A 25,726-nucleotide genomic window follows, 5' to 3' on the forward strand; every position below is an offset into this window, starting at 1 on the left:
CCAGCAATTTTGCTTTTTAGGGCAAAAAAAACGGCGGGTCATACCCGCCGTTTTTCCGTCGTATTCTAACCTTACAGACCTATTGGGACGCGTACGCCGAGTTGACCATAGAACCACGTATTCGTCGTACCATCCACACCTTCCGGCGTAAAGGAATCCATGTTGAATGCTGCCTCAAGATATCCTGCAAAACCACCAAATCCGACCTCAGCACCAAGGCCACCTTTTAGAATGATATCCGTATACGCATCCTGCGCACTTGTATACCAGAAACCTGCGACAACGTACGGCTTAACCATGCCGGCCATCGGGACATAAACAAGCACATCAGCATTCACACCAGTACCGATATGAATTCCCGTGTTATCTGTTGGCAGATCAATCTGTATCACTCCCATGCGGAGGCCGAGAATAGGAAATGGTTTGCACATTACATCAGCCCTGATCGAGAAATATGGGTCTGTCTCATCGGGGCCTGCCAGATTATCATATCTTGCACCAAGGCCGATCGAAAACCCATATAACCCACTTAACATTCCTGCCGCTACGATCAATGCAAAAAGCTTTTTCATCATACCTCCTTTTTCATTATGGCATTATACCAACTATTTATCATTTGTCAAGGGCTTTGTCATACTGCTCATTCGCTCCTTTAAGCATCGAATGAAAGTACCAAAAACCACCCTTGCATCGTAAAATCCCCTTAAATGTCGATACGAAATTGTTGCCCTTTTACGACCGCTAAGGAACACTATCCTGACTGTCTAGCTGCTATCACTGACAAGATGTAATCGGACGAAATAGGCTCCGCTATATTAATAAGATAAAGCACCCAGCGCTGTTTGATCCTGCGAGCCACGACGAGCTTCGACCCATCGTCGGAGATCCTTGGATTCCAGTCTGCCCACTCGTTGCTGGTGAGGCGCGCGAGTTGCCGGTTTCTGATATTATAACAATATATTTCCCATTCGCCGTCCCTCTCCGATTTGAAGAATAAGTTTTCACGTACGATCGTCGGATCATTATCGTCTGCGGCACTCGAAAAAAGCAACTCCACACCTCCGCCATCCCTCCGCATCACATAGATGTCTTCGCTTTCATTTCTTTTCGAGGAAAAAACAATCGATTGACCGTTGGCAGTGTATTTTGGAAAACCATCCCAGTATTTGTTGTCAGTGAGCCGCCCGATCCGACCGCTCATGACGTTGACCACATATATTTCCCATTTATAGGGATCATCCATATTTGACACAAACACCAATTCTTTACCATCCGGCGCGAAATCGGGTGCAAAATCCTGCGCCAAATTGTCAGTCAACTTGCGCAGTTCATCCGTCGCGATGTCATACAGGTACAAATCCTCGTCGCCGTCGCGGTCCGATACAAATGCGATCGACTTGCCGTCAGGTGCGAAAACCGGGTCAGTATTCATCCCCCCTGTTACCAATCGTCTCAGATTACTTCCATCCAGATCTATCAGATAGATGTCTGCCCGGTCACGCCGGGATGCTGCAACCGCCAATCGATCACCGCTTGGACTGAACGCGCCCTTGAATTGATTCATCCCTTTCATTTCAACAATACTGGACGGGTATGGTTCGATACCGAGCAAAGTTGCCATCAGAACCCTCAGTTCCCTATCATCTTTCGTATCCGAACCAAGTTCACCGAGCTTCACAAAATGCCCAAGTGCGGGTTCTACCGAATCGAGAGCAGTGTATGTCAAACAAAGATAATAGTGAATATCAGGATTCTGTCCCTCTTTTTTCAGTGCCTCGCGCAAGGACTTTAGTGCAGTATCGTATGCGCCATTGCTGAATGCATCCTTGCCGCGCTGGAGGTCGCTCTTTCGAGCGCACGCGACAATGCAGCAAAAGACCATAACCAAGAGAACAAATGATAAACAGTATTTACTATTCATACTCCATCCTTTTTTCATATTTCTTCAAATTAGCGTAAAGCCTCTTTGCTGTTTTGAACGCAGCCATGAATCCTGTTATATCTGCACGACCTTTACCAGCAATATCAGACGCCGATCCATAAAGGGGCGAAAGTCTGATGACCGGCAATCCGAGAGTGAAATTCAGACCGTCTTTCTTGGATTTCAGATAAACCATAGCCTGGTCATGATAGATCGCGACATACCCGTCAAAAACGCGATTGTACAGGGTATCGCCCGCATACGGACCGCTCACCCTGACACCCTTTCGCCTCGCCTGCATAATCCCTCTTCTTATCTCTTCATCCTCTCCAAGGCTGAATTCAAATGCATGAGGATTCAGCGCCGAAACGCCAATCTCTGGATTTTCGATGCCAAAATAGCGCCTAATTCCTTTCTGGAAAAAACATATACGGTCAGCAATAGTACCTGCCTTCAGCTTTCTGAAAACATGCCTCAACGGCATGTGGATCGTTAATAACATGATCCGTTTGTTCCGCCATAAACCGGTCATTGCGTAATCGCTTACGCCGAAGAAACCGGCAAAATACTCTGTATGTCCTATGAAACCCGGTACTATCCTGCGCATGGTTTGTTTCACAATCGGCGCCGTGATTATGATATCCGCACCGGATTCCAACGCCCCCTTAATTGACTGCAGGGCCGCACGGGCCGTGGAAGCTGTCGATACGCCGTACTTGAATCTGGTATTGCCACTGACATCAATAATGTGCGATCTGAGTTCATTAAAATCACCCAGAAGGCGAAGATCACGAGCAGTTCTATTCAATATTTCTCTGTTGCCATAGACTGAATAATCTCCCGGGTGCTTCAATTTTGGGATCGTCCGTAATACCAGTTCTGGACCGATGCCAGACGGATCGCCGATCGTGATGCCAATTCTCACGATCCACCCACGCGTGACAAAATCATCATGGAACAACATCCAGCGCTGCACTCATATATATACGAATATCAATATTGACCCTCAATTTCAGCATAATATAGATCGCTCTCGTTCTTCTTCACATTGCCCTGTGGGATCATCAACACTCGATAGTGCCTCAAACCTTTCATGGTCTCTATTTCAATAACATCACCGATAGACACGTGTTTCGAGGCTTTAGTGTATTTTCCGTTCAGTTTAATGAAGTTCTTATCACACAGCTTTTTCGCAACCTGCCGTTGCCTCATAAGCAGTGTTCTTTTCAGGAACTGATCGATACGCATGCCAGATTATAGAAATATCACCCCCGAAGTCAACAATATATAGGGGGTTGACAAATCCAGTATATTGACTATAATTAAGTACTCAAAAGGAGGTCTATAGCGACATCTTAGATGTGGGTCAAAGGAGGTCTTTAAAGACACCATAGATGTTGGATGTCCCGAAAGACTGAACTAATAATAACTATCGCTGGTGATGCACTGTTGCTTTCAGCAGCATTTTGTGTCAGCTGGAAATCATCGGACATAGACTATTCGATACTGAGCCTCCGTGCGATCACCGCCAACTGCATAATTCTCATCTACTGGCTTTTTCTATTCCAATCTGCCAATTTCTATTTAACGCGCGCGAAAGTGCAATTAATGACCGAATTATTCAGGATGTTCCAAGTCATCGTTATCGGTCTAATCGTTATAATTGCCATTGCGCTCATCATTGAAATAGATTTCATCAGAGTCAGGGGGTTCGGACCGGCTTATGCCATCGCACTTTCCTCATTACTGGGCTGGCGATTCTTCTGGCGCGGCCTGGTCGGTGAATATGTTAGACCCCGGCCTGGGAAAGTAATCATATTCCATAACGGTGATGTGACTACTGAACCAGGACAGTTCAATGTCGTTCAAAGGGTGAGTCTGAGCAAATACCGCCAGGCATACGAGCAACTCATCAACAGCAACGATATTGACGGTATACTCATAGACAGCAATGGTATACACAAGGAAGAAGTGTTGAGAGTTATCTCGAACTTTGCCGAGACAAAGTACGAAATATACATTTCGCCCAAGCTATACCCCATCATCTATCATTATTCGTTAGTTGAGAAGATGGATAATTCCCCGTTTCTCAAGGTCGTGTTCCATCCGCTATCGCGCTGGGATCGTTTTCTCAAGAGAGTGATCGATATCGTAATATCAGCAGTATGCTTGTTCGTATTATTCCCGGTTCTTACGCTTCTCTCAATACTCATCAAGCTTGACACTCCCGGACCGGTATTCCATACACAAAGAAGAGTAGGTTTACGCGGCAAGAAGTTCACCCTGGTCAAGTTCCGTTCAATGGTCACCGATGCCGAGAAACATACCGGACCGGTATGGGCCGAGAAGAACGACAAACGAATAACCAGAATAGGGCGCATAATGAGACCTTACCGTCTCGACGAACTGCCGCAATTCATTAATGTGCTAAGAGGTGAGATGAGTTTTGTCGGGCCCAGGCCGGAGAGACCTGCCTTTGTCGAACGTTTCAGAAAGACTATCCCCTTTTACCGGCTGAGATTGACCGTTCATCCCGGGATCACTGGTTGGGCTCAAGTCAAACAAGCCTACGATCGATCATTTGATGATGTACGGAAGAAGCTGGAATTCGACCTGGCGTATGTCAACAATATTTCAATTCAACTCGACATGAAGATCTTCTTGAAGACGGTGCTGACGGTTTTGAAGAGAGAGGGCGCCCACTAGTACGGACATAAAAATCCCCCAAAAACAGCATAAAACGCCCCAATGAATTCACCCTTGACAAAATACGAATAATGTATAGACTTAAGTATATGAAGTATCTTGCATGTCTTTTGATCATCTTCAGCCTGCTGTCAGCGAACGGTCTTGAAGATTATCTTGCGGACAGAATAGAAAATGTCAACGAAGAGCTGCTCCAGTCATACATACAGCCACTGGTCAACGCTTTTGGCACCGGCATATCAACCGGGTTGTTCCAATCAGCATACAGTCATGACTTCCTTGGCTTTGATATTGGACTCCGTCTGATGTCCATCCATATACCCGAAGCCTCGAGATATTTCGACGGCATAGCACTCGCGTGTTCCCTTGCAATGGATTCACTGGTGTACTATGAAATTCCTTTGGAAAACCTGAGCACGGTCTTCGGCCCAGAACAGGAGATAGACCTGCCCATTTCAGGTAATTCCATCGGCATTCCAACTAACATACCCACGGGTTTTGATATTTCAAGCGCACCACTATTAGTGCCTCAGATAAATGTCGGCCTCGTGTTTGGCACCGAGCTGGCGATCCGATATGTTCCGTTCACTTTCGAGGGATCGCGGATGAATTTCTTTGGCATCGGAGTTAAACAGGAATTGAACAAATTCCCACTGTTCAAGCCGATCGGAATCCCGATTGCCATAGCCATAGGCGCCGCCTACCAGAGATTCAATATCGAAAATCGAGATAGAAAGGCCATTGCAAATACCAGCACCTGGAATCTGCAAGTGCTGGTATCAAAACGTCTTGGACCACTCGAACCGGTAATAGGTGTGGGCATTGAAAACACTCGCGCTTACTTCAACTATGTATTTGAGTATGAGATCCCGGATACGATAAACAACATACCTGCTGAGCTTATCACGGTCGAGCAAGAAGTCACTCTGCATCTTGAGAGTCAAAGCCGTTACCGCAGCATCGTAGGATGCACCCTGCATTTAGGACATCTCTATTTTCATTATGATTACAACTTCACTCCTTATTCAACTCACAACGCCATAGTCGGATTCAGTTTCCGGTAATTACAAGTCTGCATAATCTTCAGCAACAGGTGGCACTGTTCTCAGGGGTAATCGACTAACGCAAGAATATTAGACCCAATTCAAGAACGATGGACAACAGTGCGAGGAGCAAGAAGAAACTCGACAGATCACTGCCCGTCAGGTCTCGCTCAGCATCAACTTGCCGTATGTTCAGAACCTTGGCGCGCTCTGCACCCAGAATGCGTAAATCGCCTTCACCGGGTCGAACGTTCACACACAACGTTTCGCTGTCATAGGAGTAAAAACCCGGTATCTTGAAATTGTCTTCACTATTTAACAAATCACCAGCCGGTGTTCTCACCCACTCGAGAGGTGCAACGTTCTCTCCAACATAAAATTCCCTGCGCCGAGATTCAGCCACAAAATTGACCAAAAGCCGCAAGAACACCGGCACAAAGGACGATTTGTAGACAAAGTTTGTATGCTGCGGGAGCATCCTGCCAGTAATTACAGCCGTATTGCCGCGGACGATAATACAGGGATCACCCGTCGAAAAACGCGCTAACGCACCATGTTGTGCCGAAACCTTCATATAGCGGTAGAACTGTACATCCCTCATCGCCCGTTGATCTTCGAAGATGTTGAATATTCGATGACTGGTATCAACCCAATCGACTACGACATAACCCTTTGGTAATACGTTCTCCTCCACACGACACGTCCCGACCAGTATTTCGCTTAAATTATCGCCTACATCTTCATCCAAGATTACAATCAAACCGGTCCCGGGCCGTGATAGAAAATCAACAAGCCTGAGCCGCTCGCTTTCAGATATCTCCCGCAGACCGGCCAAAATCAAAATGTCATATCTTCTCAAATCAGTATTGCCTATTTTGTCGACATTTTGAATGCCAAACGGCATGCTCGTTCCGGATTCAGGCTGGAGAGCACGAATCAAATAAGGGCTATCCCCGATCAGCAATACTTTCATACTCTGTGGCAATTGCTTGATGAAATAGTATACATTGTCCGGCAGTAGGCTGTCATCGAAGATTTCAACTTTGCCGTTCACATATTCTACCGGTAATTCAAAATCTACAACCGCCTCAGCGCCGGGCTGAAGCACATGTTCGTGTTCAAGATAGTAATCTCCGCTGCTGACACCTATCTTGCCTGACCATGCACGCGGCGAATAACTGTTCACACCGACTTGCAGTGTATAGTTCTGCAGAGGAACAGCTACCGGGTCCTTCAGTAGAACACGTGAAATACCGATGTTTCCTCCAGCAGGTACTCGTACCCAAAAGAAATCACTCTCTGAGGTCATCTGGACAGGAAAATCCCTGAAGTTCTCAACCTGACCATCGCCGATGTAAACATATTCAATACGATGTTCTGCTGCCATTTCCGGCACTCTTTCCAAAGCCTCCCGGATCTGTCCCCCGGTGTAGGCAAGACCAATTTTGCCCAATGAGTGCAGAGCAGACTGATTCCGCATCCAATAATACTCTGTTCCTGCACGCTCCTCGCACAGCGAGATGATACAAAACTCCGCATTGGTCGAGTAGCGTGAAATAACCTGACGCCCGAGTTCCTTCATGCGCTCGAAATTATCTCCATAAACCATGCTGTAAGAATTATCGGCGATCAAATATACAGACGCGAGCCTGCCCATACCGAGCAGAGTACTCTTCAGATGAGGGCGTGCAAGGCTGATAAACAGACACAATATGAATAAACAGCGTGTGAGTAGAATCAACCACTCGCGAAGCTTTAGCCAGCCAAATCGCCGTGCTTCGGTGCTCTTCAGGAACTGAAGCGTTGAAAATGGAATTTTCTTGAGTCGTTTGCGAAACCAAAGATGGATGAGTATGGGTACTGCAGCAAGTGCAGACCCAAGCAGAAACCAGGGGTGAAGGAACGTCATATCAAACGGGCTCTTTTCTGCAAGTAGGCGAATAATGCTTTGTCATAGGGTGTGGACGTATCCAGCACAGTATGGTCGATATGCGACTCGAGCAAATTTCGATGACAGAATTCTATGAATTCCTTGAATCGCTTTCGATAGCGGGAACGCATCAACCCTGGTGTAATAACCATCTCCGAATTACTCTCAAGGTCCGAAAAGATGGCTGACTCTTCAAATGGAAAATCCATTTCGTCCTTATCAAGGATCTGGAATACTATCACCTCATGTTTCCGGTAGCGGAAAGAGCGTAATGCCTTCAGGACATATTCAGGGTCATCCAGCATATCCGAGAGAACGATGACCAACCCGCGCCTCTTTATCTTCTGGGCCAGTTGAAAAAGAACGTCATGCAAGTTGGTTTCACCCCCCGCGCTCGCTTGTTCAATTGTCCGAAGTATCATCATGAAGTTCGTACGTCGGGCCGACGGTGGAACGATCTCTTCTATCTTTCTGTCGAAAGTCGCAATGCCTACGCTGTCCTTTTGTTTAATAAGCATATAGGCGAGACTGGCTCCGAGGTATTTTGCGTATTCCAACTTGCTGATCCTCTTTCCGTAAGCCATCGAACCGCTTTTGTCGAGGAGAATATAAGCCCGGAGGTTTGTCTCTTCCTGGTATTCTTTTATGTAGAACCGGTCGCTTCGACCATAAGCCTTCCAGTCGACCCTTTTCAATTCATCACCAGGCATGTACTGGCGGTAATCGGCAAACTCCTGCGAGAAACCTTTCAGCGGGCTCGCGTGCAATCCACTCAAAAACCCTTCAACCACAAGGCGCGCCTTAATATCAAGTCGTGACAGTCGGGCTAATACTTCAGGATTGAGATATTTTTTTGAAGTACTCAAGAGTTCTTATTATCCCATCTTTCAATGCTACTACTGGTTCCCAACCGATCTGGGAAGATGCTTTTTGACAATCCAGTGCACTTCTTAGGACTTCGCCAGGACGTGGGTCGATATGTTGATGCGCGGTTTTTCTTCCGAGTATGGATGAAAATACGTCAATCAGGTCGTTTACCGCGGTTTCCACGCCCGTCCCGATGTTGAGAATGCTCGGGGAACCTCCCAGAGCGAGAAGATTTGCCTCAACGACATCGCTCACAAACACATAATCCCTCGTCTGTTTTCCATCGCCATAGACGACACAGGGCTCATTCTTGAGGATTCGCTCGATGAAGATGGAAATTACTCCAGCCTCACTCCGCGCTATCTGGCGTGGACCAAAAACATTGCTGTAGCGGAGAATAAAACTGTCCAGATCGAACAGATGAGAAAAAGCCAATATGTACTTCTCCGCGGCAACCTTTGATACTCCATACGGCGACAAAGGGGACAGCGCCGTGCTCTCATTTGCTGGCAGATCATCCGGCTCACCGTACACTGCGCCGCCGCTCGACGCATAAATGAACCTCTTAACTCCGTATTGAACAGCCATACGAAGAAGGTTGAGCGTCCCGAGAATATTGACCCTTGCATCAAACATCGGATCATCAACCGATGTTCTTACATTGATCTGCGCCGCGTGGTGGTTGATTACTTCGAATCTCTCCTTTTCAAAAATACCCTGCAAATCACTGTTTATGTCCATCTCGTAGAACTTGGCTTCAGGATTTACATTTCCGATATCGCCGGTCGAGAGATCATCGATTACCACAACCCCGTGACCTTCTGAAATATAAGCATCGACGATATGGGAACCGATGAATCCGCAACCTCCAGTGACCAGTATCTTCATCTTCAGGGATTATATACGACGTAAACGAATAGTCAACATGATCGCATTTTTCTCACGGAAATATCAGCCGGTATTCTTCATCGATAAATTCGGCAGCACTACCCCATGCTGTATCACCTATATACGACGGGTCCAATATGTAGTAATTGCCGCCGACAAGAGTCCCATTTTGGGAGAGCAGTTCTTCGGCCTGCTCGGTCATCGGCTTCAGCGCGAGTGCAACGTGATATGGCCATTCGACAAAAACTACGTGTGAACCAGGATAATCCAACACGGCCGCCAGCAAAGAATAGAGTAGAACACTACGGCCATCACAATCGTTCCTCGCCTCGAAGAGTTGTCTGCTCACGCTGATGATCGGAAGCGTACTATCGTAACTGAAAATATCTTCGGACTGACAGAATTTGAGCAGAATATTGACTCTGTCGTACTCATCGTAATGCCTCGTCAGCGATTTTAATTTGCTGACGAGATCAAGGCCAGCGAGTTCCACTGTGCCTGATGCAACCATACCATATAAACACGACGGCAGGTTACGGGTCCATGCGACCTGTTCTTCGGGAATGTTGACGGTGACGCCAAAACGGCTGCCCTCGTAGCCCCAGTTCAGCTGCATGGCGTGCCCAACACCCCCAAATTCAGGCAACCGGGTGATCAATGGAAACGGTCTGAGACGCTCTCCGGAGACTTCCAGGCATTGATAGGTGGATACCGGTTCTCTAACGACCAACTCACCCACAGGCGTCTCGTCATCGAATACCTTCAGGTAATACTTGCGTCCTTTGATTTCAACCCAATGCCCCTGCCGGATCGTCCATTTTTCTTCGAAGTTGATACCTATGTACATCTCACTTCCATTATGCAGGTATTGAACATCCCAACCCCATTTCTGCATGACCACGCATACAGCAACAATGTAACTTTGAACGTTTCCTCGCCTGCGCTTCAAGATTTCCGGGAATGTAATATAATCTCCACTTGCATCGGCCTCGAATGCAGAGAAGTATTTTATCAATTGAACAAGCATCGCAAAAGGATCACGCCGCGTTACCGCCCCGCCGACCGCCTCCTCAAGATCGGAGAGCATCGAATCGGATACCTGCTGGTATGATACATCAAAACATTGCTGCGCTGGATTTTGCTGCAGGACTAATTTGTTCGAGTAGTGAACTGTAATTGCAGATATGGCAATGACAACAACAACAGACACAATGAAAATTGAAAAAAGAGTGGTCTTTCTGATATTCCTACCCTGTATCTCCGGCTAGTTTCTTGATCTTACCTTCCAGTTCGTCAATTCTGGTTCTTAACTTCTCTTTCTCGGCTTTGGCAATTTTGACCCGCACCCGGATCAGCAGATATACGACAACAATCAGCAACAATATCTGCGGTACAATAATTTGAAAATACCCTCGGATAATCCCGAATATCAGTGTTACAAAGGCCAGAATGACTACCAGTCCCAAACCTTCAACCACGGTTCCTCCTTTGCGTATAATCTCTTACGCTGATTCTACAATTTACTCCGCACAATCTCTTTGACCCTCATCAGTCGGGTCAAGTCTCCCCGTTCAATTTCGGACAACTTGAGATTGATGAATTTGATCGTCTCGTCTATCGAAGGAATGAGGATGTATTCCAGAGCATTGACCCGCCGCCGTGTTTTTTCGATCTCGTTTGCAAGTAACTCAAGTGTTTTCTCCAATTCAGCCAGTTCCAGGAGGCGCGAGATGAGCTGGTCTATCTTTAGCAAAGCAAGATCAAGATCGCCTGACGTCGATAGAAATCCGTAGCCTATTAGATGACCAGATATTTTCTTAGAGAATTTGGGGATCTTCAAATTCAGGATCCGCTCTGTGCTATGCTCAATGTCTATGCTCTTGGATACCGCAAGCAGTGCCTCATCTGTGGCCTTAGGTGCTTGTTTACTCGAGGCAAAATAGAAGTAACTAAACGCGCTCCTCAACTCTTCTTCTATTCTCAATCTTAACTCTCGTATCCGGTAGATGAACTCAAGTATCCGTCGCATCAATTCGTCCTGCTTATCTTTCAGCAGTTTATGCCCGCGCCGCGCGACATTGCCGCGTCTCTTTAGATACAGCAATTGCATCCTGGTGGGTGGTATATCGAGTTTCATATTCTACCTATCTCATCCGGTCACAGCAGCTTTTTCTGAAGGCTTTGCATCGTAGTATCTTTTCAGATATTCGTCACGCACTCGTTTCATCTCGCCACGCGGCACCATGCGCAGTAATTCCCAGCCGAGATCGAGTGTTTGCTCGATAGTCCGATCTTCATACTCGCCCTGTGATATGTAACGTTCCTCATATTCCTGAGAAAACTTCAGATAGATCTTGTCCATATCCGAAAGCGCCGCTTCACCGAGGATCACGGCGAGCTCGGCCGCTTCCTTACCCCTGGCGTAGCACGCGATCAATTGATTGAACAGATCGGCGTGATCCTCCCGGGTCTTACCCTTGCCAATACCCTTATCTTTCAACCTTGACAAGGACTGCTGAACATCGACAGGCGGCGATACTTTTTTCCTGTAGAGACCGCGTGAGAGAATGATTTGACCTTCAGTGATATAGCCAGTCAAATCCGGGATCGGATGGGTCTTATCGTCCTCTGGCATAGAGAGAATCGGGATCAAGGTGATCGAACCTTTCTTTCCTTTTATCCGGCCGGATCGCTCATAAATACTGGCAAGGTCAGTATACAAGTAGCCTGGGTATCCCCTCCGGCCAGGTATTTCCTTACGCGCGGCCGAAATTTCCCGCAATGCCTCGGCGTAATTGGTCATGTCTGAGAGAACTACTAAAATATGCAGCCCCTTAGTGAACGCGAGGTACTCGGCAACGGTAAAAGTAACCCGCGGTGTCGAGATCCTTTCAATTGCCGGGTCGTCGGCAAGATTGAGAAACAGCACGACCCGCTCCAGGGCGCCTGATTTTGTGAAATCCTGGATAAAGAAATTCGCCTCTTCAAAAGTAATCCCCATCGCTCCGAAGACAACGGCGAATTCCTCCTCTTTCCCCAATACTTTCGCCTGCCGGGCAATCTGTGCAGCAACCCTATTGTGAGGCAGTCCAGACCCGGAAAATATCGGCAGCTTTTGCCCACGCACCAGGGTGTTGATCCCGTCTACAGAAGAAATGCCAGTTTGAATGAATTCATTCGGGTAATCACGCGCAGTGGGGTTGATAGGCGCACCGTTGACATCAAGTATCGCTTCTGGAATTATTGAAGGACCACCGTCTTTCGGACGGCCCAAGCCGTCAAAGATCCGTCCCAGCATTTCTTCTGAAACACCTATGCTGAGGGTCTTACCCAGGAAGCGAACCCGACAATTCTGCACGTCGATACCGGTTGATCCTTCAAAGATCTGAACGAGTGCCTTGTCTCTATCAACCTCGAGGACGCGACCCCTTTTCTTAACGCCGGTGCCGGTGTATATTTCGACGAGCTCTTCGTATTTCGCTCCGCTGACTCCTTCAACAAGCAGAAGCGGGCCGGCAACATTAGATATGCTACTGTATTCCTTAATCATTTTCTATCCCCTTGTCCCTTTTTCTCCTTGTCTCCCTGTCCCTCAGTCTCCTTGTCTTTGACGGTCTCCGTTTCTCCCTGTCTCCCCTTCTCCGCTTCACCGATTCTCCCATTCTCCGTTTCTTTCTGTTTTGCGTCTCCCTTGATCATTCGGTCGAAGTCCGCAGTCAATTCATCCTTAATCCCATCAATTACGTCGAGCTTAGATTCTTCAAGATATTTCATCCTTGCTATCTTATCCCGAATATCCATCTTCACGATATCATCGAAAGCAACACCGCGCTTAAGAGCGTCACGCGCCTTATTGTAGTGGAACATGCATACGGATAGCATTTTATATTGCTTCTTAAGCGATGCATAAGTATCAATCTCATGAAAAGCATTTTGATGCAGAAAATCTTCACGGATCGAACGCGCCCCTTCGAGAATGAGACGGTCCTCCGGAGAGAGCGCATCGACGCCAATAAGCCTGACTATTTCCTGTAATTCCGCTTCCTGCTCCAGCAATTTCATGGCCTCTCTTGATAGCTCTGTAAAATCCTTCGCAGTCATTTTATTCACATCATCAGCGATATCATCGATGTAGAGCGAATACGAATTCAACCAGGAGATTGCCGGAAAATGTCGCTGATATGCGAGTTTATCCTCGAGACTCCAGAACACCTTAACAACCCTCAATGTCGCCTGCACAACCGGATCGGAAAGATCACCACCAGGAGGCGACACCGCACCAACTACACTGAGTGCACCTTCCCTATCGGGTTTCCCCAATGTCTTCACGCGACCTGCCCTTTCATAGAAAGAACTTACTCGCGCCGCAAGATACGCTGGATATCCTTCTTCACCCGGCATTTCCTCGAGTCGTCCAGAAATCTCTCGCATCGCCTCTGCCCATCGCGATGTCGAATCGGCCATAACGGCAACAGAATAGCCCATATCCCGGAAATATTCGGCGATCGTAATACCAGTATAAACAGACGCCTCACGGGCGGCCACGGGCATATTGGACGTATTGGCGATCAATACCGTCCTTTTCATGAGCGCTTCTCCAGATCGCGGGTCTTTGAGTTCCGGAAATTCGAGCAAAACATCGGTCATTTCATTACCTCGCTCACCACAACCGATGTACACAATAATCTCTGCATCCGCCCACTTGGCGAGTTGATGCTGTATCACCGTCTTTCCCGATCCAAAAGGACCAGGACAACATGCCGTGCCTCCCTTGGCTATCGGGAAGAACGTATCAATGACCCGCTGCCCTGTCGACAGCGTGAGCGACGGAGCCAATCTTTCTTTATAGCCCCTGGGAATCCTGACCGGCCAACGGTGCATCATGGTCAAATCGTGCTTTTCCTTGTTATGTTCAAGCGAACATATAACAGCGTTTACGAGAAAATCACCTTCTTTTATTTCCTTTATCTTACCCTTCATGCCAGGCGGCACAAGGATCTTGTGCAGCACTAACTTGGTCTCCTGCACTTCACCGATTATGTCTCCGGGTCCAACTTCAGTCCCCGACTTGACGGTCGGCTTGAAATGCCACTTCTTGTCGCGCTCCAGGGCGGGCACCTCGATACCCCGTGTGATGTAATCGCCGGTATTTTCCTTAATAATATCCAGCGGCCGCTGGATACCGTCAAAAATCGATTCGATAAGGCCTGGTCCCAGTTCGACAAAGAGGGGTTCATCAGTCATGTAAACCGGCTCGCCAGGACCGATTCCCGACGTATTCTCATAGACCTGAATTGACGCCAGGTCTCCGGCAAGACCGACGATCTCACCAACAAGTCGTTCGTCGCTCACACGCACCACGTCGTACATCTTGCTCCCTGTCATCCCCTTTGCCACGACCAACGGACCAGATACCTTAGTGATCTCGCCTTTCCTCATCTTTCCTCCAAGAATATATCAGCACCTACTGCCTTTTTTATAACTCCCCTGATTCTCTCGATCGCCACTTTTGTCTTGCCACGCCCCGATGGTATCGGTATTAAACAAGGAAGCGTCTCTGTTCGGTATTTTGATAGAACATCACTCAACTCTTCAATGAATTCTTCAGTAAAAAGAATGATCTTGGCTCCTTCTTTGATCAAGCCTTCGACTGTAGCCGCACAATCTCCTTCCTTGACATAGACCACCCTCGCACCGGTCGCAAGAAATGGCATCACAGTTTCACGTTTACCCACGATCGCTAACGCATTACCAGACATCTGGAATACTCTCCTTCAGGTCCTCAACCGAAACCTCGTTCAATTTCCCCCAATAGACCTGCCGCAATTTTGTTATTTCGCCCATCTTGAATTTGTAGTAGGCAAAGAGTGGCTCGACTCCGAATGTCATATGCCTGGCTTGCGCCAGGTAGCCAAGTTTGTATTCCTCGTTCAGTCTCTCAAGGCGGAGAAAAGAATTTCTGTCTTCAAAGTACGCACCACCCTTCTCGACCATAGATGCGTAAGGGGTATTGAAAAAATTGCGCCCGAGCTGGTCCTGCGCAACGTCGAGATTGCCCATAAAGAACTCCAGTTTCAAACCTCCCCATGGCAGGTAGATCTGCTTAAAAATCTCCCGTTTATCTTCAAATTGTCTGGCTCTGAAAAAATTGCGGACATTTTCTAATTCAAAATACATTTCAAAAAAACCCTGGAAGAATGGTGCAAAAGCCGCGGCTTCATATAAATGCTTGCAGAGTATGCGATCGAGATTAGTCGACAACACAAACGGATCTTTATCAACCACAAACCTGGCCACTTCATCAAGGACCTCAGACCATGACTCCACGGTATCCAAATCCTGTGCGTAGAGTAACTCCTCACCACCCTCCTTGAGTTTCACCTTCAGATTGTGAAGCTGTTCGGGCCAATCAACGAAATTTCTGACCTCTTCGGTGATGCAAAACCGGTTAAACAAACAACGCACGGAATTTTCTTGGGATTCAAGATTATCATTGATATCTTGCTGCCCCACATACGGCGTGTCAGAAAGAATCGTATTGAAGCTGCCGTAATCGGCAGCGATCAAACGGTCGAAATGCCCCCTGGTCAAGAGCCTCGCTTCGAGCGCCCTTATGATGCCATTTACATATGCGTATCTTGTATCCCCAGTACCCTTGATCATTTCGATTCCACTATTTTAATGATATCAAAATTCTCGTCCAAAGTCACCAGCAGGATCCGTTCAATAGGTATTTCATCTGCGGTCCTCACTGTTATCTCGAATTTTAATCGATAAATACTTTTGAATTGCTTGGGCACTCCCATATCGAGTTTCTCATATATCGCATCCTGCGGCTTGACGGTCCTCTCGGATACTTTCGGCTCAACACCTTTGAATTCTGGATATTGCGCGACAATCTCTTCCTTAATTCTTTCAATATGCTTGGGGTCGATCAGCATATCAGCCCCGCCTTCTGAGGCGGTCTCACCCTCAATGTAGGATCGCCATATAGGACGAACTGTAACAGGGTTTTTGTGTCATCGTCATCGAGAAAACCGTGCCGGCGCAATGATTTGCGTGCGAAATCAAGCTTCGCATTTCTCAAACTCTCACCCAGCGTGTGACCCTGCTGCAGGTATTCAAAGAAGTATTTCACAAGGAGATCGGCCTCGCTCGAAGGCGGCTGTGCAGGCCCGTACGCGATAGTTGTAGAACCGCAGAAACCTGCCACCTCAGGTTCAGCCAGGAATTTCATGCTAATTGCATTATCCTGCGTTTTCTCAATAATATACGCGCCATAGCACGACTCGGAAGCAACAATACCAGCTGAGCCCACCACATTTTCTGGACCCATTGCCACCGGATAACTAGCACCTTCCTGCCCGTACCAGTTTGCTGACAATTTGCTGCCATGGACATTGAAATATAGATAATCTTTCTTCTGCAGCCATGCTTTGTCGAATTTGTCTTTCGTGACCGGTGGTGTACACTCCAGCTCCTCAGGCTCACCTATTGGCCGGTAAACGTTCTCCGATGACCTTTGCCAGACTCTGGCTGTCAGCCCGAAGGATTTGTCATGTCGTGACACAACTTTATTCAATTGCTGGACCATAAAATCACTGTTTCCACTATCCGGGATACGTGAGCATGCTCGTTCGGGGATGACGTAATTATCATCGCGCGAGGCATACGGATTATCAGATAATACACTTTCATCTGCATCATCACAGGGATTCTCCAGGCGAAAGAAAGGTATCACCTCATCGCCTCCCAACAGCAGGAGAAAATCGAAATCACCCAATTTCTTCTCAAAATCCGAAACATATTCTCTTATTGCCTCAGCATCCCTTGCCACGGGTTCAATCCCGTATTCATTTGGAGCATCATAATAGCAAAATACCGGTTCATATATCTTCCGCGACTCAACGTATTCATTTAGTGCTTTCTCTAAGGGGCGGATATCCCTGATTCGTTCATGCAGCGCCTCTTTGCCGCTCAGAATCAGCATCCGCATTGGTCATTATACTAAAATTCACAGCGAAGTCAAGAAATTGTAGCCATTTCGCTGTTGACTTTAGGTCCTTGCCATGTATAATACGAAATCACGGGGCGTGGCGCAGTGGCTTAGCGCGCATGGTTTGGGACCATGAGGTCGTGGGTTCAAATCCCACCGCCCCGACCTCACTAAATCCTAAATCTCAAATTCTAAACCCTAAACAATACCAAAATACAAAATCCAAATGACCAAAACAGACATCACGAACAAAGTGATAATGGGGTGTTTATCCGAAGTGCTCTTTTAACAACCTCGCGACCTCAGCCGGCGTCTCGCCAACCTTTATTCCGCAATCCTCAAAGGCCTTGATCTTTTCCGCCGCCGTGCCAGCGGTCCCAGAGATAATAGCTCCGGCATGGCCCATGCGCTTGTCCGCGGGCGCCGTCTTCCCAGCGATAAAGCCGAATACTGGCTTCTTGAAATTCTTCTTCACGTAGACCGCAGTATCCTGTTCATCACGGCCACCGATCTCGCCCACAACGACCACGGCTTCGGTATCCTTGTCATCTGCAAAAAGCTCAAGGCAGTCAATGAATTTAGTCCCGATTATCGAATCGCCACCGATACCCAGACATGTCGATTGACCGAGCCCGCATTTTGTTATCTGATCGACGATCTCATATGTTAATGTTCCACTCCTGGATACCACACCAACATTACCTTTCTTGAAAATATGTCCGGGCAAAATGCCCACCTTTGCTTCTTCCGGAGAAACAACGCCCGGCGAATTAGGGCCTATCAGGCGACTATGTTTATCTTTGAGATACTCAACGACCCTGACCATTTCGATGGCCGGAACACCTTCGGAAATGCAGACTATAAGTTTGATGCCCGCATCCGTGGCCTCATATACTGCATCAGGTGCGAATTTTGCTGGCACAAAGATGACCGATGTATTCGCGTCTGTCTTCTTAACTGCCTCAGCGACGCTATTGAAAACAGGAACTCCTTCTACCTTCTGACCGCCTCTTCCTGGAGTCACACCAGCAACAACATTTGTTCCGTATTTCACCATCTGCATCGTATGGAAACTACCATCCCTGCCTGTTATGCCTTGAACAAGCAATCTCGTGTTCTTGTCGACAAAAATACTCATCTTACTCCTTTCGCCTTACTTCAAGAGAGCGATGGATTTCTGGGCACCCTCATCCATTGTCTTGGCAAAAATCAATCCTGCCTCTTTAAGGATCTCCATTGCCTTATCTTCGTTGGTTCCAGTGAGACGTGCGACTATAGGATGCTTTATGTTCAATGTTTTCTTTGCCTGCAGAATACCATTTGCCACATCGTCACAACGCGTTATTCCTCCGAATATATTAAAGAAGATCACCCGCACGTTTTCGTCTTTCAGCAGAATCTTCAATGCATTCATGACTTTCTCCGGGGAAGAGGAACCTCCGATATCCAGGAAGTTCGCAGGTTCACCGCCGAAATGCTTGACCAGATCCATAGTTGCCATTGCCAGACCTGCACCATTGACAACACATCCGATATTTCCACTGAGCCGCACATATGATAGATCTTGCTCTTTGGCAAGCAATTCATTTTCATCCTCACTCTCTCGGTCACGCATTGCTTCAATTTCAGGATGCCGAAACAACCCATTATCATCGAAGTTGATCTTCGCGTCGAGTGCAATCAGCCGCCCCGAACGGTCGACGACCAAAGGATTGATCTCGGCAAGCGAAGAATCAAGCGCAACGAAGAGCTTATAGAGTTTTGATACAACAGAAGCACACTCAAATGCAATTTTCGGATCGTCATACAGGAACAGGCCGATCTCTCTTGCCTTGTGAAGCATCAAACCCAGAAGCGAGTCTGCGTACACTTTATATATCGCCTCCGGTTTCTGTCGAGCGATTTCCTCGATCTCGACGCCGCCCTCTTTGCAGGCCATCACTACTGTTTTCTTCTCTGTCCGGTCAACAATGATACCGAGATAAGCCTCGCTCCCGATATCAACCGCTTCTGAAACCAGTACTTTCTTAACGGGTATGCCCTTTATTTCCATGTTCAAAATGGATTCGGCATACTGCCTTACCTCATTTTCGTTTTTTGCCAGTTTTATGCCGCCAGCCTTTCCACGGCCGCCTACCATAACCTGTGCCTTTATGACACAAGGAATACCGATTTCCTTGACAGCAGCCATCACTTCCTCAACCGTACGGCACATCTTCTCCTTTGGCGTCAAAATGCCGTATTTCTTGAAGATTTCCTTTGCCTGATACTCATGAACCTTCAATTTGCCTCCTTGATATTCTTTAACTTGGTGCTTAACATTGACATTTAACGTTCTTTAAATAATGGATAAAAACTTGCCATAGAATAGCCAAATATTGGCTTGAGTCAATACCAATTGCCACCCAGCACTCGCAAGACATTCCGTCTGATCAGCTCTGTTTGGGTTACCGAAAATGATCGATGAAAGAGAAGTTATTTACTTTCGATGTCTTTTAGGTCGTCAGTCCATTCCGGCACAATCGCTCTAAAAATCGTGTCTATGGTCTGCCTGAACCCTTCATCGAGACCCAGTCTGTTCAATTCCCCGATGGCTTCACGGTACTCCTGAGTCGTGATGCGACGGTTCATGTCTGGGTACTGTTCCGCTTTGTGCGTCGGGTAGTATTGAGCCATCACGTTAACCACTGTCCTTTGTGATAGATTCTTACGGATGAATTCAAAACACTCCCTGCTTCCGGCCTTGTTATTCGGCAGGACGAGATGGCGGATCAGGAGTCCTTTATGTGCTACGCCATCCTCCACCGACAAATCCCCAACCTGACGATGCATCTCTATCAGCGCCGGTCTCACCATATCCCAGTAATCTTCAACGGCCGAGTATTTGCCGGCGAGCACATTATCAGCATACTTAATATCCGGCATATAGATATCAACAATGCCCTCTAACATTCTCAGAGTTTGTACTGATTCGTAGCCACCGCAGTTATAGACGATGGGCAGATCCAGACCCTTATCCTGGGCAACAGCCAACGCAGCAACTATCTGCGGTACCCAGGGCGTAGGTGTGACAAAATTGATGTTGTGGCAACCTCGTTCCTGCAGTCTGAGCATCATTTCAGCCAGATCTTCAATGGTCGTCTTCCTACCCATCCCCAACTGACTTATTTCATAGTTCTGGCAAAACACACAATGCAAATTGCAGTGGGTCAAAAATATGGTACCCGAACCGTGGCGACCGACGAGCGGTGGTTCCTCCCCAAAATGTTGATGGTAGGATGAGACTTCAACATCCGCTCCGGCATTGCAGCTGCCCAACTCGCCGCTCAACCTATCGACCCCGCACTCACGTGGACACACCTTGCACGGTGTCAGGAGTTCATAGAATTTCTTAACGAGGTCTTTCGTGATTTTCTTCATCACTATCCACCGGATGCGTGAAATTCGCTAAAATGGAGCACTTCAGCGTTTGGGACGCTTTCTTCCCTTCCCTTTCCGTCTTGAACCTTGTCCCAGCCCTCTATCAGCCCTATTTGAGCCTTTTCTGAACCTTCTATTAACATCTGCCCCATACTTATAATACGCCGCGCATGAACCTTCGGAAGAAACCATGCACGGACCAACAGGAGTCAATGGCGTGCACTTACCACTGAAAAGAGCGCAATCATAAGGCATCTTGAGCCCGAGCAAAACCTGGCCGCATAAGCACCCTTTTGGCTCAACTGACTCTGGAACATGAAGATCAAACTTCCTGCGCGCATCATAAAGTTCAAAATCTTCACGCAACATCAGACCGGATGCAGGTATAACACCGATCCCACGCCAGCGGCTCTCGCAAACTTCGAATACAGTATAGAGGAGCTCTAATGCTTTCCGGTTTCCCTCTGGACTGACCACACGCTCATATTCGATCGTGATGCTACTCTTACCATCAATGATCTGTTTTACCAGTATCAAGATGCCCTGCAAAATATCGATCGGTTCAAAACCTGTTATGCACCCGGGTATGTGATACTTGTCAGCAAGGAACTCATATGGCCCGCTGCCAATGATCGCCGAAACGTGTCCCGGAAGAATCAACGCGTCAACATTGATCTTGGGGGAACCAGCAATGTAGTCAAGCGCTGGTGGTATCAACTTGAAAGCGGGTAGCAAGTAGAAATTCCCAACATTTTTCTTTTCGGCCGCAATTATTGTTGCCGCAATCGTCGGGGATGTAGTCTCAAAACCCACTCCGAGGAAAACAACTTCCTTACCGGGATTTCCCTCCGCAATGGCTAATGCATCTAGCGGCGAATAAACAATACGTGGAGAGTATGCCTCCAGAGTAGCTCGTGTGCCGGGTACCCTGACCATATCCCCGAATGTGGTGATGATGACATTCTTTTGCTGGCTCAGGGCAATACCATAGTCGATTGTCTCCTGAGGAGTAACACAGACCGGACACCCAGGACCTGAGAGCAGATGGAGATTTGCAGGCAACATTGATCTCATCCCCGATTTGGCGATTGCCATCGTGTGTGTACCACATACTTCCATCAGGCCAATGGGCCGGTCCACAATTCTGGATATTGCCTTTATGATCTTACCAGCAGTTGTATCCATCAGAATTTCCTTGTAGTTTGGCTGACGCTACTAATTGCGCACGACCATAGGTATCAATGCAGCCACCTCTGCCACCGATACTATATTTTCTCGACTTTAGGATAATGAATACGGACCGTGTTCCGCCCCATACCCTTTGCTTCGTAGAGGGCGTCATCCGCAGATTTTATCACTTCTGTAACCGTACTACCGTCATCCGGAAATGACGCGACTCCCGCAGAAAAAGTAATCCTGTTCCGCGATTGTCCGCGGGCAAAATCATACATTTCCAGGTCATGCAGAAGATTCTCCACTATGCGCGCCGTATCTTGTTTCTTGATCTCCGGGCACATCACTATGAATTCGTCACCGCCATAGCGGGCAATAATATCAGTATCTTCAAAATGTTCCTTAAAGATCTCCGCCAGCTTTATGAGCAGCTGGTCTCCTGCCTGATGGCCAAGAGAATCATTGAAATCCTTGAACTTATCTAAATCGATGATTGTAATCGAAACGCTGTGCTGAAAACGCCGGGCACGATTCAACTCTTCCTGCAAACGGTCTTTGAAGTACCCTATGTTGAATAGCTTTGTCAGCGGGTCTGTCGACGCAGAAAATGTAATGTTCTCGAAACTGCGCGTGTTATTAAGCGCGACCGCCGTCATCGTTGAGACAATGCCGAGCAAATTCTTCTCCCTCTCGTCAAAATCATTACCGCGGCATATGGCGATCACCCCGAATAGTTTATCCTGGAATACCACTGGATAGCATATGTCGGGCTTGAATCCCTCATACGGTTCCTGCATAATTCCGAAGAACTGAAACTCTCTGTTGCCAATTGGAAGTCTTTTCTCAGCCGTAAGTCCCACCTTACCCTCACCTAATTGATATACTATCTTCGGTATCAGATTGTCATCAATGCCCCGTTCTGCAACTATGTTGAGCCGCTTGCCTTTCTCATTATAGAGGAATACCGCGAGTTCATCGGCCTCAAGATAATTGGAGAGTAATCCGAGCGTTTCATTTGCTATTTCTTCAGGATTCAAGCGCGCCGTGAGTCTTATCATCGATGCAAAGAAGAGATTATTCATCGAGTTGATTCTCTTCAATTCAGCCTTCAAATGATAGTTTTCCCGCTTGTGCCGTTCCAGTTCGTCAGCAAGTATGTCACTTCGCACTACTTTCCTCGGCTCTGCTCGCTCGCGGCGTGTGAAGACCGTAACGAATATGAGGATTATCATCAGCGACCCTACACCAATGAGGACAAAGAAAGTGCTCATATCCATGATAATTGAATTCTATATGGTTTTGAAAAAAAGTCAACAATATCTTTGTTTTTCTGTAGAACATCAGATCAATAATTAGCTACATCTTGACGCAATCCTTCAAATGAATACAATCTATCTGTTTTCCAAACTAATATCAAGGAGATGTGCATTATATGAACCAGAAATATCTTCTAACACTATTCATTTTCCTGGTGAGAATGCCGTACGGACAGTCACCTGAGAATAGCGCACACGAACAGATACTGGCGATCGCAAAAGAGCACTATGACAATGGCGCTTATGCCCAGGCAATAACCCAGCTCGAGACCATTCTTCCTTATCTGGAGGGGAAAATAGTCATCGATGCCCACGTTATTCTTGCCTTCAATTATGTCGCGATCGGCGACGACGCGAGCGCCATAGAGCATTTCAAGAATGCGCTTACCCTGGACCCGGAACTTGACCTGGATCAATACGAAACCACGCCGGAAATACTGGCCGTTTACAAGGAAGCTGCGCAGGAGCAAGCGTATGAGTACGCTGGTTGTTCTTGTTTCATCCCCGGCATCGGGCAAATACTGAAAGGGGATTATACAAAAGGACGGGCAATAATTGCGACCTCAGCGGTCACGCTGGCTGGCACTCTGGTATCCTGGTCTATTGCTGACGGTAAACGCAGCACTTATCTCTCCCTCGGTCCTTATGATCTGGATGAGATTGAGGAAGCATACAACGATTATAATCGATGGCGCAGAATAACCGTCTTGTCCGCAACCGTATTCCTGGGCGTCTATGTTTACAGCATCGTCGATGCGATGATATCACGGATTCCTTCTAAGCTGAATAGATCAAAGAGACAATCGGGAATCATGTTCAAATTTGATAATGAATCCACCGGTATTAGTTATGTGTTCAAGCTATAGCGCACACCGGTTTTTTATACACATTGCATGCGTTATTGCACTCTGTGCAACACGTTGCCTGGACGCACCGCATGACAACCCATACGATCCCGAGAATCCGAATAAGGCATACCTTTCCATCAACGTCAACGAACTGGGATTGTTCGACCTGCAAGGTGCCACTGTCAGTCTGATTCATGACGGATCGACAGTGCAGTCAGACACCAGCAACGAACACGGTAGTCTGGTATTTGCAGAAGTAGATCCTGGTATCTACTATCTGCGGGCAGAAGCCACCTATTTCTCGGCCGTCGAGCAAGGTCCTGAAACTTTGTGGGCAGGTTTCGAAATATCCCGTATGATCGAAATGCTCACCCTCAATTTCGATGACGAAATGCCTGGGGTTTCTACACCTCACCACTTAAGCAGCATTACCGGCATGTGGGAAATCATTGAGGACTATGGCCAACCAGAAGCACATTCGATACCACGCGTGTATCGGGGTATTGATAGCAGTCCCGAAGAAATTGCCCTATCCTTATGTGATACTGCTGCTCAATACTTCCTTATTGAAACGAAGTTAAAAGTTGAAGAATCCTCTTCGGAAAATTGGAGAACCGGCATTGTGTTTAGATACCAGAATGCCTTAAATTGCTACAGATTGCTTTTGTCGCCCGATACAATACAATGCTACTCGCTGATCAACGGTCAACTCAACGATATCCGCACAGTGGAAAGAGAATCATCCGTTGGTGTCTGGCATACCATCAGGGTAGGACGCCGTCAAGGTGAAGGGTTGATAAGAATTCGTTTAGATAACGAGACCCTATTCACCCTATATGACAATATCTTCTTGGGCGGGCACGTTGGGTTGATCGTTTCCAATGGCGATGATTTTATCCCTGCAGTCGTCGACTTCGACGATGTCAGCATAGATCTATTGTATTCGTATATACAGTAGAACTTCCGGCGGCTCCGCCGAATATCTCGCTAAGAATCCCTACTACATCCTTGTGGCTATACCTACTTTGGCGGTGAATTTGTTCACCGTCGTTCCTTCAACAAAAATGAAACCGTAGTCGAGCTGAAGCGGTATCTGTGTGTTCTTTGATATCATGATAGCCACACCGGCGAACGCATCAGCGCCGAAATGCATATCAGATTGTCCTTGGGCAAACCATAAATGCAGCACCGGCGCGAAGCCAATATACGGCTGTAATTTCGCATCACGCCCTGCGAAAGGATATTTGAAGGCAACGGCTGCGGATACATCAATGAGACGTTCGCTGTGAATGTTGCCGCTCCAGAAACCCAGCATTGGAGAAATCTTGAAATTCTGGATCAAAACATCGACAAACCCGGTCAGAGCATATCCCCAAAAAACATCATCCTCGACCCAATAAGGCCCGAATCCTCCCAGAATACCGAGCTCTGACGCAAAGCATGGACCGACCGCCAAAAAACACATCAAGAATACAAGTAGCATAGATTTTTTGGACATTGCTCCTCCTCCTGTGTGAATCGACACACCCAAGACACAAACTAACAGATAATGCTTTAGACCGCTGCCGACACTTTGCCGCGCAATTATACGACCATGATGCCAAATGTCAACCAGCAG

At 47.3% G+C, this 25,726-nt stretch carries 25 protein-coding genes, 1 tRNA gene and 1 pseudogene; 5 read left to right on the forward strand and 22 right to left on the reverse strand.

The features are described 5' to 3' along the window. Nucleotides 1-71: 71 nt before the first annotated feature. From OEV79_09175 to OEV79_09190, 4 genes are all read right to left on the reverse strand, one after another. Nucleotides 72-572, reverse strand: coding sequence for a hypothetical protein (locus OEV79_09175; GenBank protein MDH4211602.1), 501 nt, complete (start codon nucleotides 570-572; stop codon nucleotides 72-74). A gap of 179 nt (nucleotides 573-751) precedes the next feature. Then, a complete protein-coding gene (locus OEV79_09180) occupies nucleotides 752-1,921 on the reverse strand; it encodes a DPP IV N-terminal domain-containing protein (protein ID MDH4211603.1) in 1,170 nt (389 codons plus the stop codon). Further along, nucleotides 1,914-2,885, reverse strand: coding sequence for a 4-hydroxythreonine-4-phosphate dehydrogenase PdxA (locus OEV79_09185; GenBank protein ID MDH4211604.1), 972 nt, complete (start codon nucleotides 2,883-2,885; stop codon nucleotides 1,914-1,916). Before OEV79_09185 ends, OEV79_09180 begins: the two co-directional genes overlap by 8 nt. 29 nt (nucleotides 2,886-2,914) lie before the next feature. Further along, a complete protein-coding gene (locus tag OEV79_09190; protein ID MDH4211605.1) occupies nucleotides 2,915-3,169 on the reverse strand; it encodes a S4 domain-containing protein in 255 nt (84 codons plus the stop codon). Nucleotides 3,170-3,322: 153 nt separating this feature from the next. Here OEV79_09190 and OEV79_09195 point away from each other — a divergent pair, with 153 nt between their 5' ends. Together OEV79_09195 and OEV79_09200 are read left to right on the forward strand one after the other, a co-directional pair. Further along, nucleotides 3,323-4,627, forward strand: a complete 1,305-nt coding sequence (locus tag OEV79_09195; protein ID MDH4211606.1) for a sugar transferase — start codon at nucleotides 3,323-3,325, stop codon at nucleotides 4,625-4,627. 89 nt (nucleotides 4,628-4,716) lie between these two features. After that, a complete protein-coding gene (locus tag OEV79_09200; protein ID MDH4211607.1) occupies nucleotides 4,717-5,691 on the forward strand; it encodes a hypothetical protein in 975 nt (324 codons plus the stop codon). 55 nt (nucleotides 5,692-5,746) lie between these two features. Here the strand turns inward: OEV79_09200 and OEV79_09205 are convergent, their stop codons facing one another. The 12 genes and pseudogenes from OEV79_09205 to OEV79_09260 all read right to left on the reverse strand — a co-directional run bounded on the left by OEV79_09205 (nucleotide 5,747) and on the right by OEV79_09260 (nucleotide 17,351). Then, nucleotides 5,747-7,579, reverse strand: a complete 1,833-nt coding sequence (locus tag OEV79_09205; protein MDH4211608.1) for a BatA domain-containing protein — start codon at nucleotides 7,577-7,579, stop codon at nucleotides 5,747-5,749. Beyond that, the gene (locus tag OEV79_09210) at nucleotides 7,576-8,376 is read right to left on the reverse strand and encodes a DUF58 domain-containing protein (GenBank protein ID MDH4211609.1); all 801 of its coding nucleotides are present in this window, start codon (nucleotides 8,374-8,376) and stop codon (nucleotides 7,576-7,578) included. Before OEV79_09210 ends, OEV79_09205 begins: the two co-directional genes overlap by 4 nt. A 58-nt stretch (nucleotides 8,377-8,434) precedes the next feature. Continuing rightward, entirely contained in the window at nucleotides 8,435-9,355 is a 921-nt protein-coding gene (locus OEV79_09215; protein ID MDH4211610.1) for a GDP-mannose 4,6-dehydratase, read from the reverse strand. 52 nt (nucleotides 9,356-9,407) lie between these two features. Further along, a complete protein-coding gene (locus OEV79_09220) occupies nucleotides 9,408-10,442 on the reverse strand; it encodes a hypothetical protein (protein MDH4211611.1) in 1,035 nt (344 codons plus the stop codon). A 160-nt stretch (nucleotides 10,443-10,602) separates the two neighbouring features. Next, nucleotides 10,603-10,833: a hypothetical protein gene (locus OEV79_09225; GenBank protein ID MDH4211612.1), complete on the reverse strand. Its 231-nt coding sequence runs from the start codon at nucleotides 10,831-10,833 to the stop codon at nucleotides 10,603-10,605. A 35-nt stretch (nucleotides 10,834-10,868) separates the two neighbouring features. Beyond that, nucleotides 10,869-11,492, reverse strand: coding sequence for a V-type ATP synthase subunit D (locus tag OEV79_09230; GenBank protein MDH4211613.1), 624 nt, complete (start codon nucleotides 11,490-11,492; stop codon nucleotides 10,869-10,871). A 12-nt stretch (nucleotides 11,493-11,504) separates the two neighbouring features. Beyond that, complete coding sequence (locus OEV79_09235) at nucleotides 11,505-12,905, reverse strand: V-type ATP synthase subunit B (GenBank protein ID MDH4211614.1); 1,401 nt, start codon at nucleotides 12,903-12,905, stop codon at nucleotides 11,505-11,507. A gap of 137 nt (nucleotides 12,906-13,042) precedes the next feature. Next, nucleotides 13,043-14,794, reverse strand: a pseudogene (locus OEV79_09240) (V-type ATP synthase subunit A). After that, complete coding sequence (locus OEV79_09245) at nucleotides 14,791-15,114, reverse strand: hypothetical protein (protein MDH4211615.1); 324 nt, start codon at nucleotides 15,112-15,114, stop codon at nucleotides 14,791-14,793. The pseudogene OEV79_09240 and the gene OEV79_09245 overlap by 4 nt, the downstream one beginning before the upstream one ends. After that, nucleotides 15,104-16,018 (reverse strand): V-type ATPase subunit, encoded by a 915-nt coding sequence (locus tag OEV79_09250; protein MDH4211616.1) that lies wholly within the window; start codon nucleotides 16,016-16,018, stop codon nucleotides 15,104-15,106. The genes OEV79_09245 and OEV79_09250 overlap by 11 nt, the downstream gene beginning before the upstream one ends. After that, entirely contained in the window at nucleotides 16,015-16,296 is a 282-nt protein-coding gene (locus OEV79_09255; protein ID MDH4211617.1) for a hypothetical protein, read from the reverse strand. Before OEV79_09255 ends, OEV79_09250 begins: the two co-directional genes overlap by 4 nt. Then, the gene (locus OEV79_09260) at nucleotides 16,290-17,351 is read right to left on the reverse strand and encodes a C25 family cysteine peptidase (GenBank protein ID MDH4211618.1); all 1,062 of its coding nucleotides are present in this window, start codon (nucleotides 17,349-17,351) and stop codon (nucleotides 16,290-16,292) included. Before OEV79_09260 ends, OEV79_09255 begins: the two co-directional genes overlap by 7 nt. 91 nt (nucleotides 17,352-17,442) lie before the next feature. On the opposite strand from OEV79_09260, the gene OEV79_09265 reads away from it, so the two are divergent. Next, a tRNA-Pro gene (locus OEV79_09265) sits at nucleotides 17,443-17,516 on the forward strand. 103 nt (nucleotides 17,517-17,619) lie between these two features. Here the strand turns inward: OEV79_09265 and sucD are convergent. From sucD to OEV79_09290, 5 genes are all read right to left on the reverse strand, one after another. Then, on the reverse strand, nucleotides 17,620-18,489 hold the full coding sequence (gene sucD / locus OEV79_09270) for a succinate--CoA ligase subunit alpha (protein ID MDH4211619.1): 870 nt from the start codon (nucleotides 18,487-18,489) through the stop codon (nucleotides 17,620-17,622). 15 nt (nucleotides 18,490-18,504) lie between these two features. Continuing rightward, the gene (sucC, locus tag OEV79_09275; GenBank protein MDH4211620.1) at nucleotides 18,505-19,635 is read right to left on the reverse strand and encodes an ADP-forming succinate--CoA ligase subunit beta; all 1,131 of its coding nucleotides are present in this window, start codon (nucleotides 19,633-19,635) and stop codon (nucleotides 18,505-18,507) included. A 191-nt stretch (nucleotides 19,636-19,826) separates the two neighbouring features. Continuing rightward, nucleotides 19,827-20,771, reverse strand: coding sequence for a radical SAM protein (locus tag OEV79_09280; protein ID MDH4211621.1), 945 nt, complete (start codon nucleotides 20,769-20,771; stop codon nucleotides 19,827-19,829). Between the two features lie 42 nt (nucleotides 20,772-20,813). Then, nucleotides 20,814-21,956: a hydrogenase formation protein HypD gene (gene hypD / locus OEV79_09285; protein MDH4211622.1), complete on the reverse strand. Its 1,143-nt coding sequence runs from the start codon at nucleotides 21,954-21,956 to the stop codon at nucleotides 20,814-20,816. Nucleotides 21,957-22,036: 80 nt separating this feature from the next. Continuing rightward, the gene (locus OEV79_09290; protein MDH4211623.1) at nucleotides 22,037-23,221 is read right to left on the reverse strand and encodes a sensor domain-containing diguanylate cyclase; all 1,185 of its coding nucleotides are present in this window, start codon (nucleotides 23,219-23,221) and stop codon (nucleotides 22,037-22,039) included. Nucleotides 23,222-23,376: 155 nt separating this feature from the next. On the opposite strand from OEV79_09290, the gene OEV79_09295 reads away from it, so the two are divergent. Both OEV79_09295 and OEV79_09300 read left to right on the forward strand, forming a co-directional pair. Next, nucleotides 23,377-24,126: a hypothetical protein gene (locus tag OEV79_09295; protein MDH4211624.1), complete on the forward strand. Its 750-nt coding sequence runs from the start codon at nucleotides 23,377-23,379 to the stop codon at nucleotides 24,124-24,126. Continuing rightward, nucleotides 24,110-25,066, forward strand: coding sequence for a carboxypeptidase-like regulatory domain-containing protein (locus OEV79_09300; protein MDH4211625.1), 957 nt, complete (start codon nucleotides 24,110-24,112; stop codon nucleotides 25,064-25,066). The genes OEV79_09295 and OEV79_09300 overlap by 17 nt, the downstream gene beginning before the upstream one ends. 42 nt (nucleotides 25,067-25,108) lie before the next feature. Here the strand turns inward: OEV79_09300 and OEV79_09305 are convergent, their stop codons facing one another. Continuing rightward, nucleotides 25,109-25,606 (reverse strand): hypothetical protein, encoded by a 498-nt coding sequence (locus OEV79_09305; GenBank protein MDH4211626.1) that lies wholly within the window; start codon nucleotides 25,604-25,606, stop codon nucleotides 25,109-25,111. Between the last annotated feature and the right edge of the window lie 120 nt (nucleotides 25,607-25,726).

The sequence above is a fragment of the candidate division WOR-3 bacterium genome (assembly GCA_029858255.1).
Lineage (GTDB): Bacteria > Hydrothermota > Tepidihabitantia > SM23-42 > SM23-42 > SM23-42.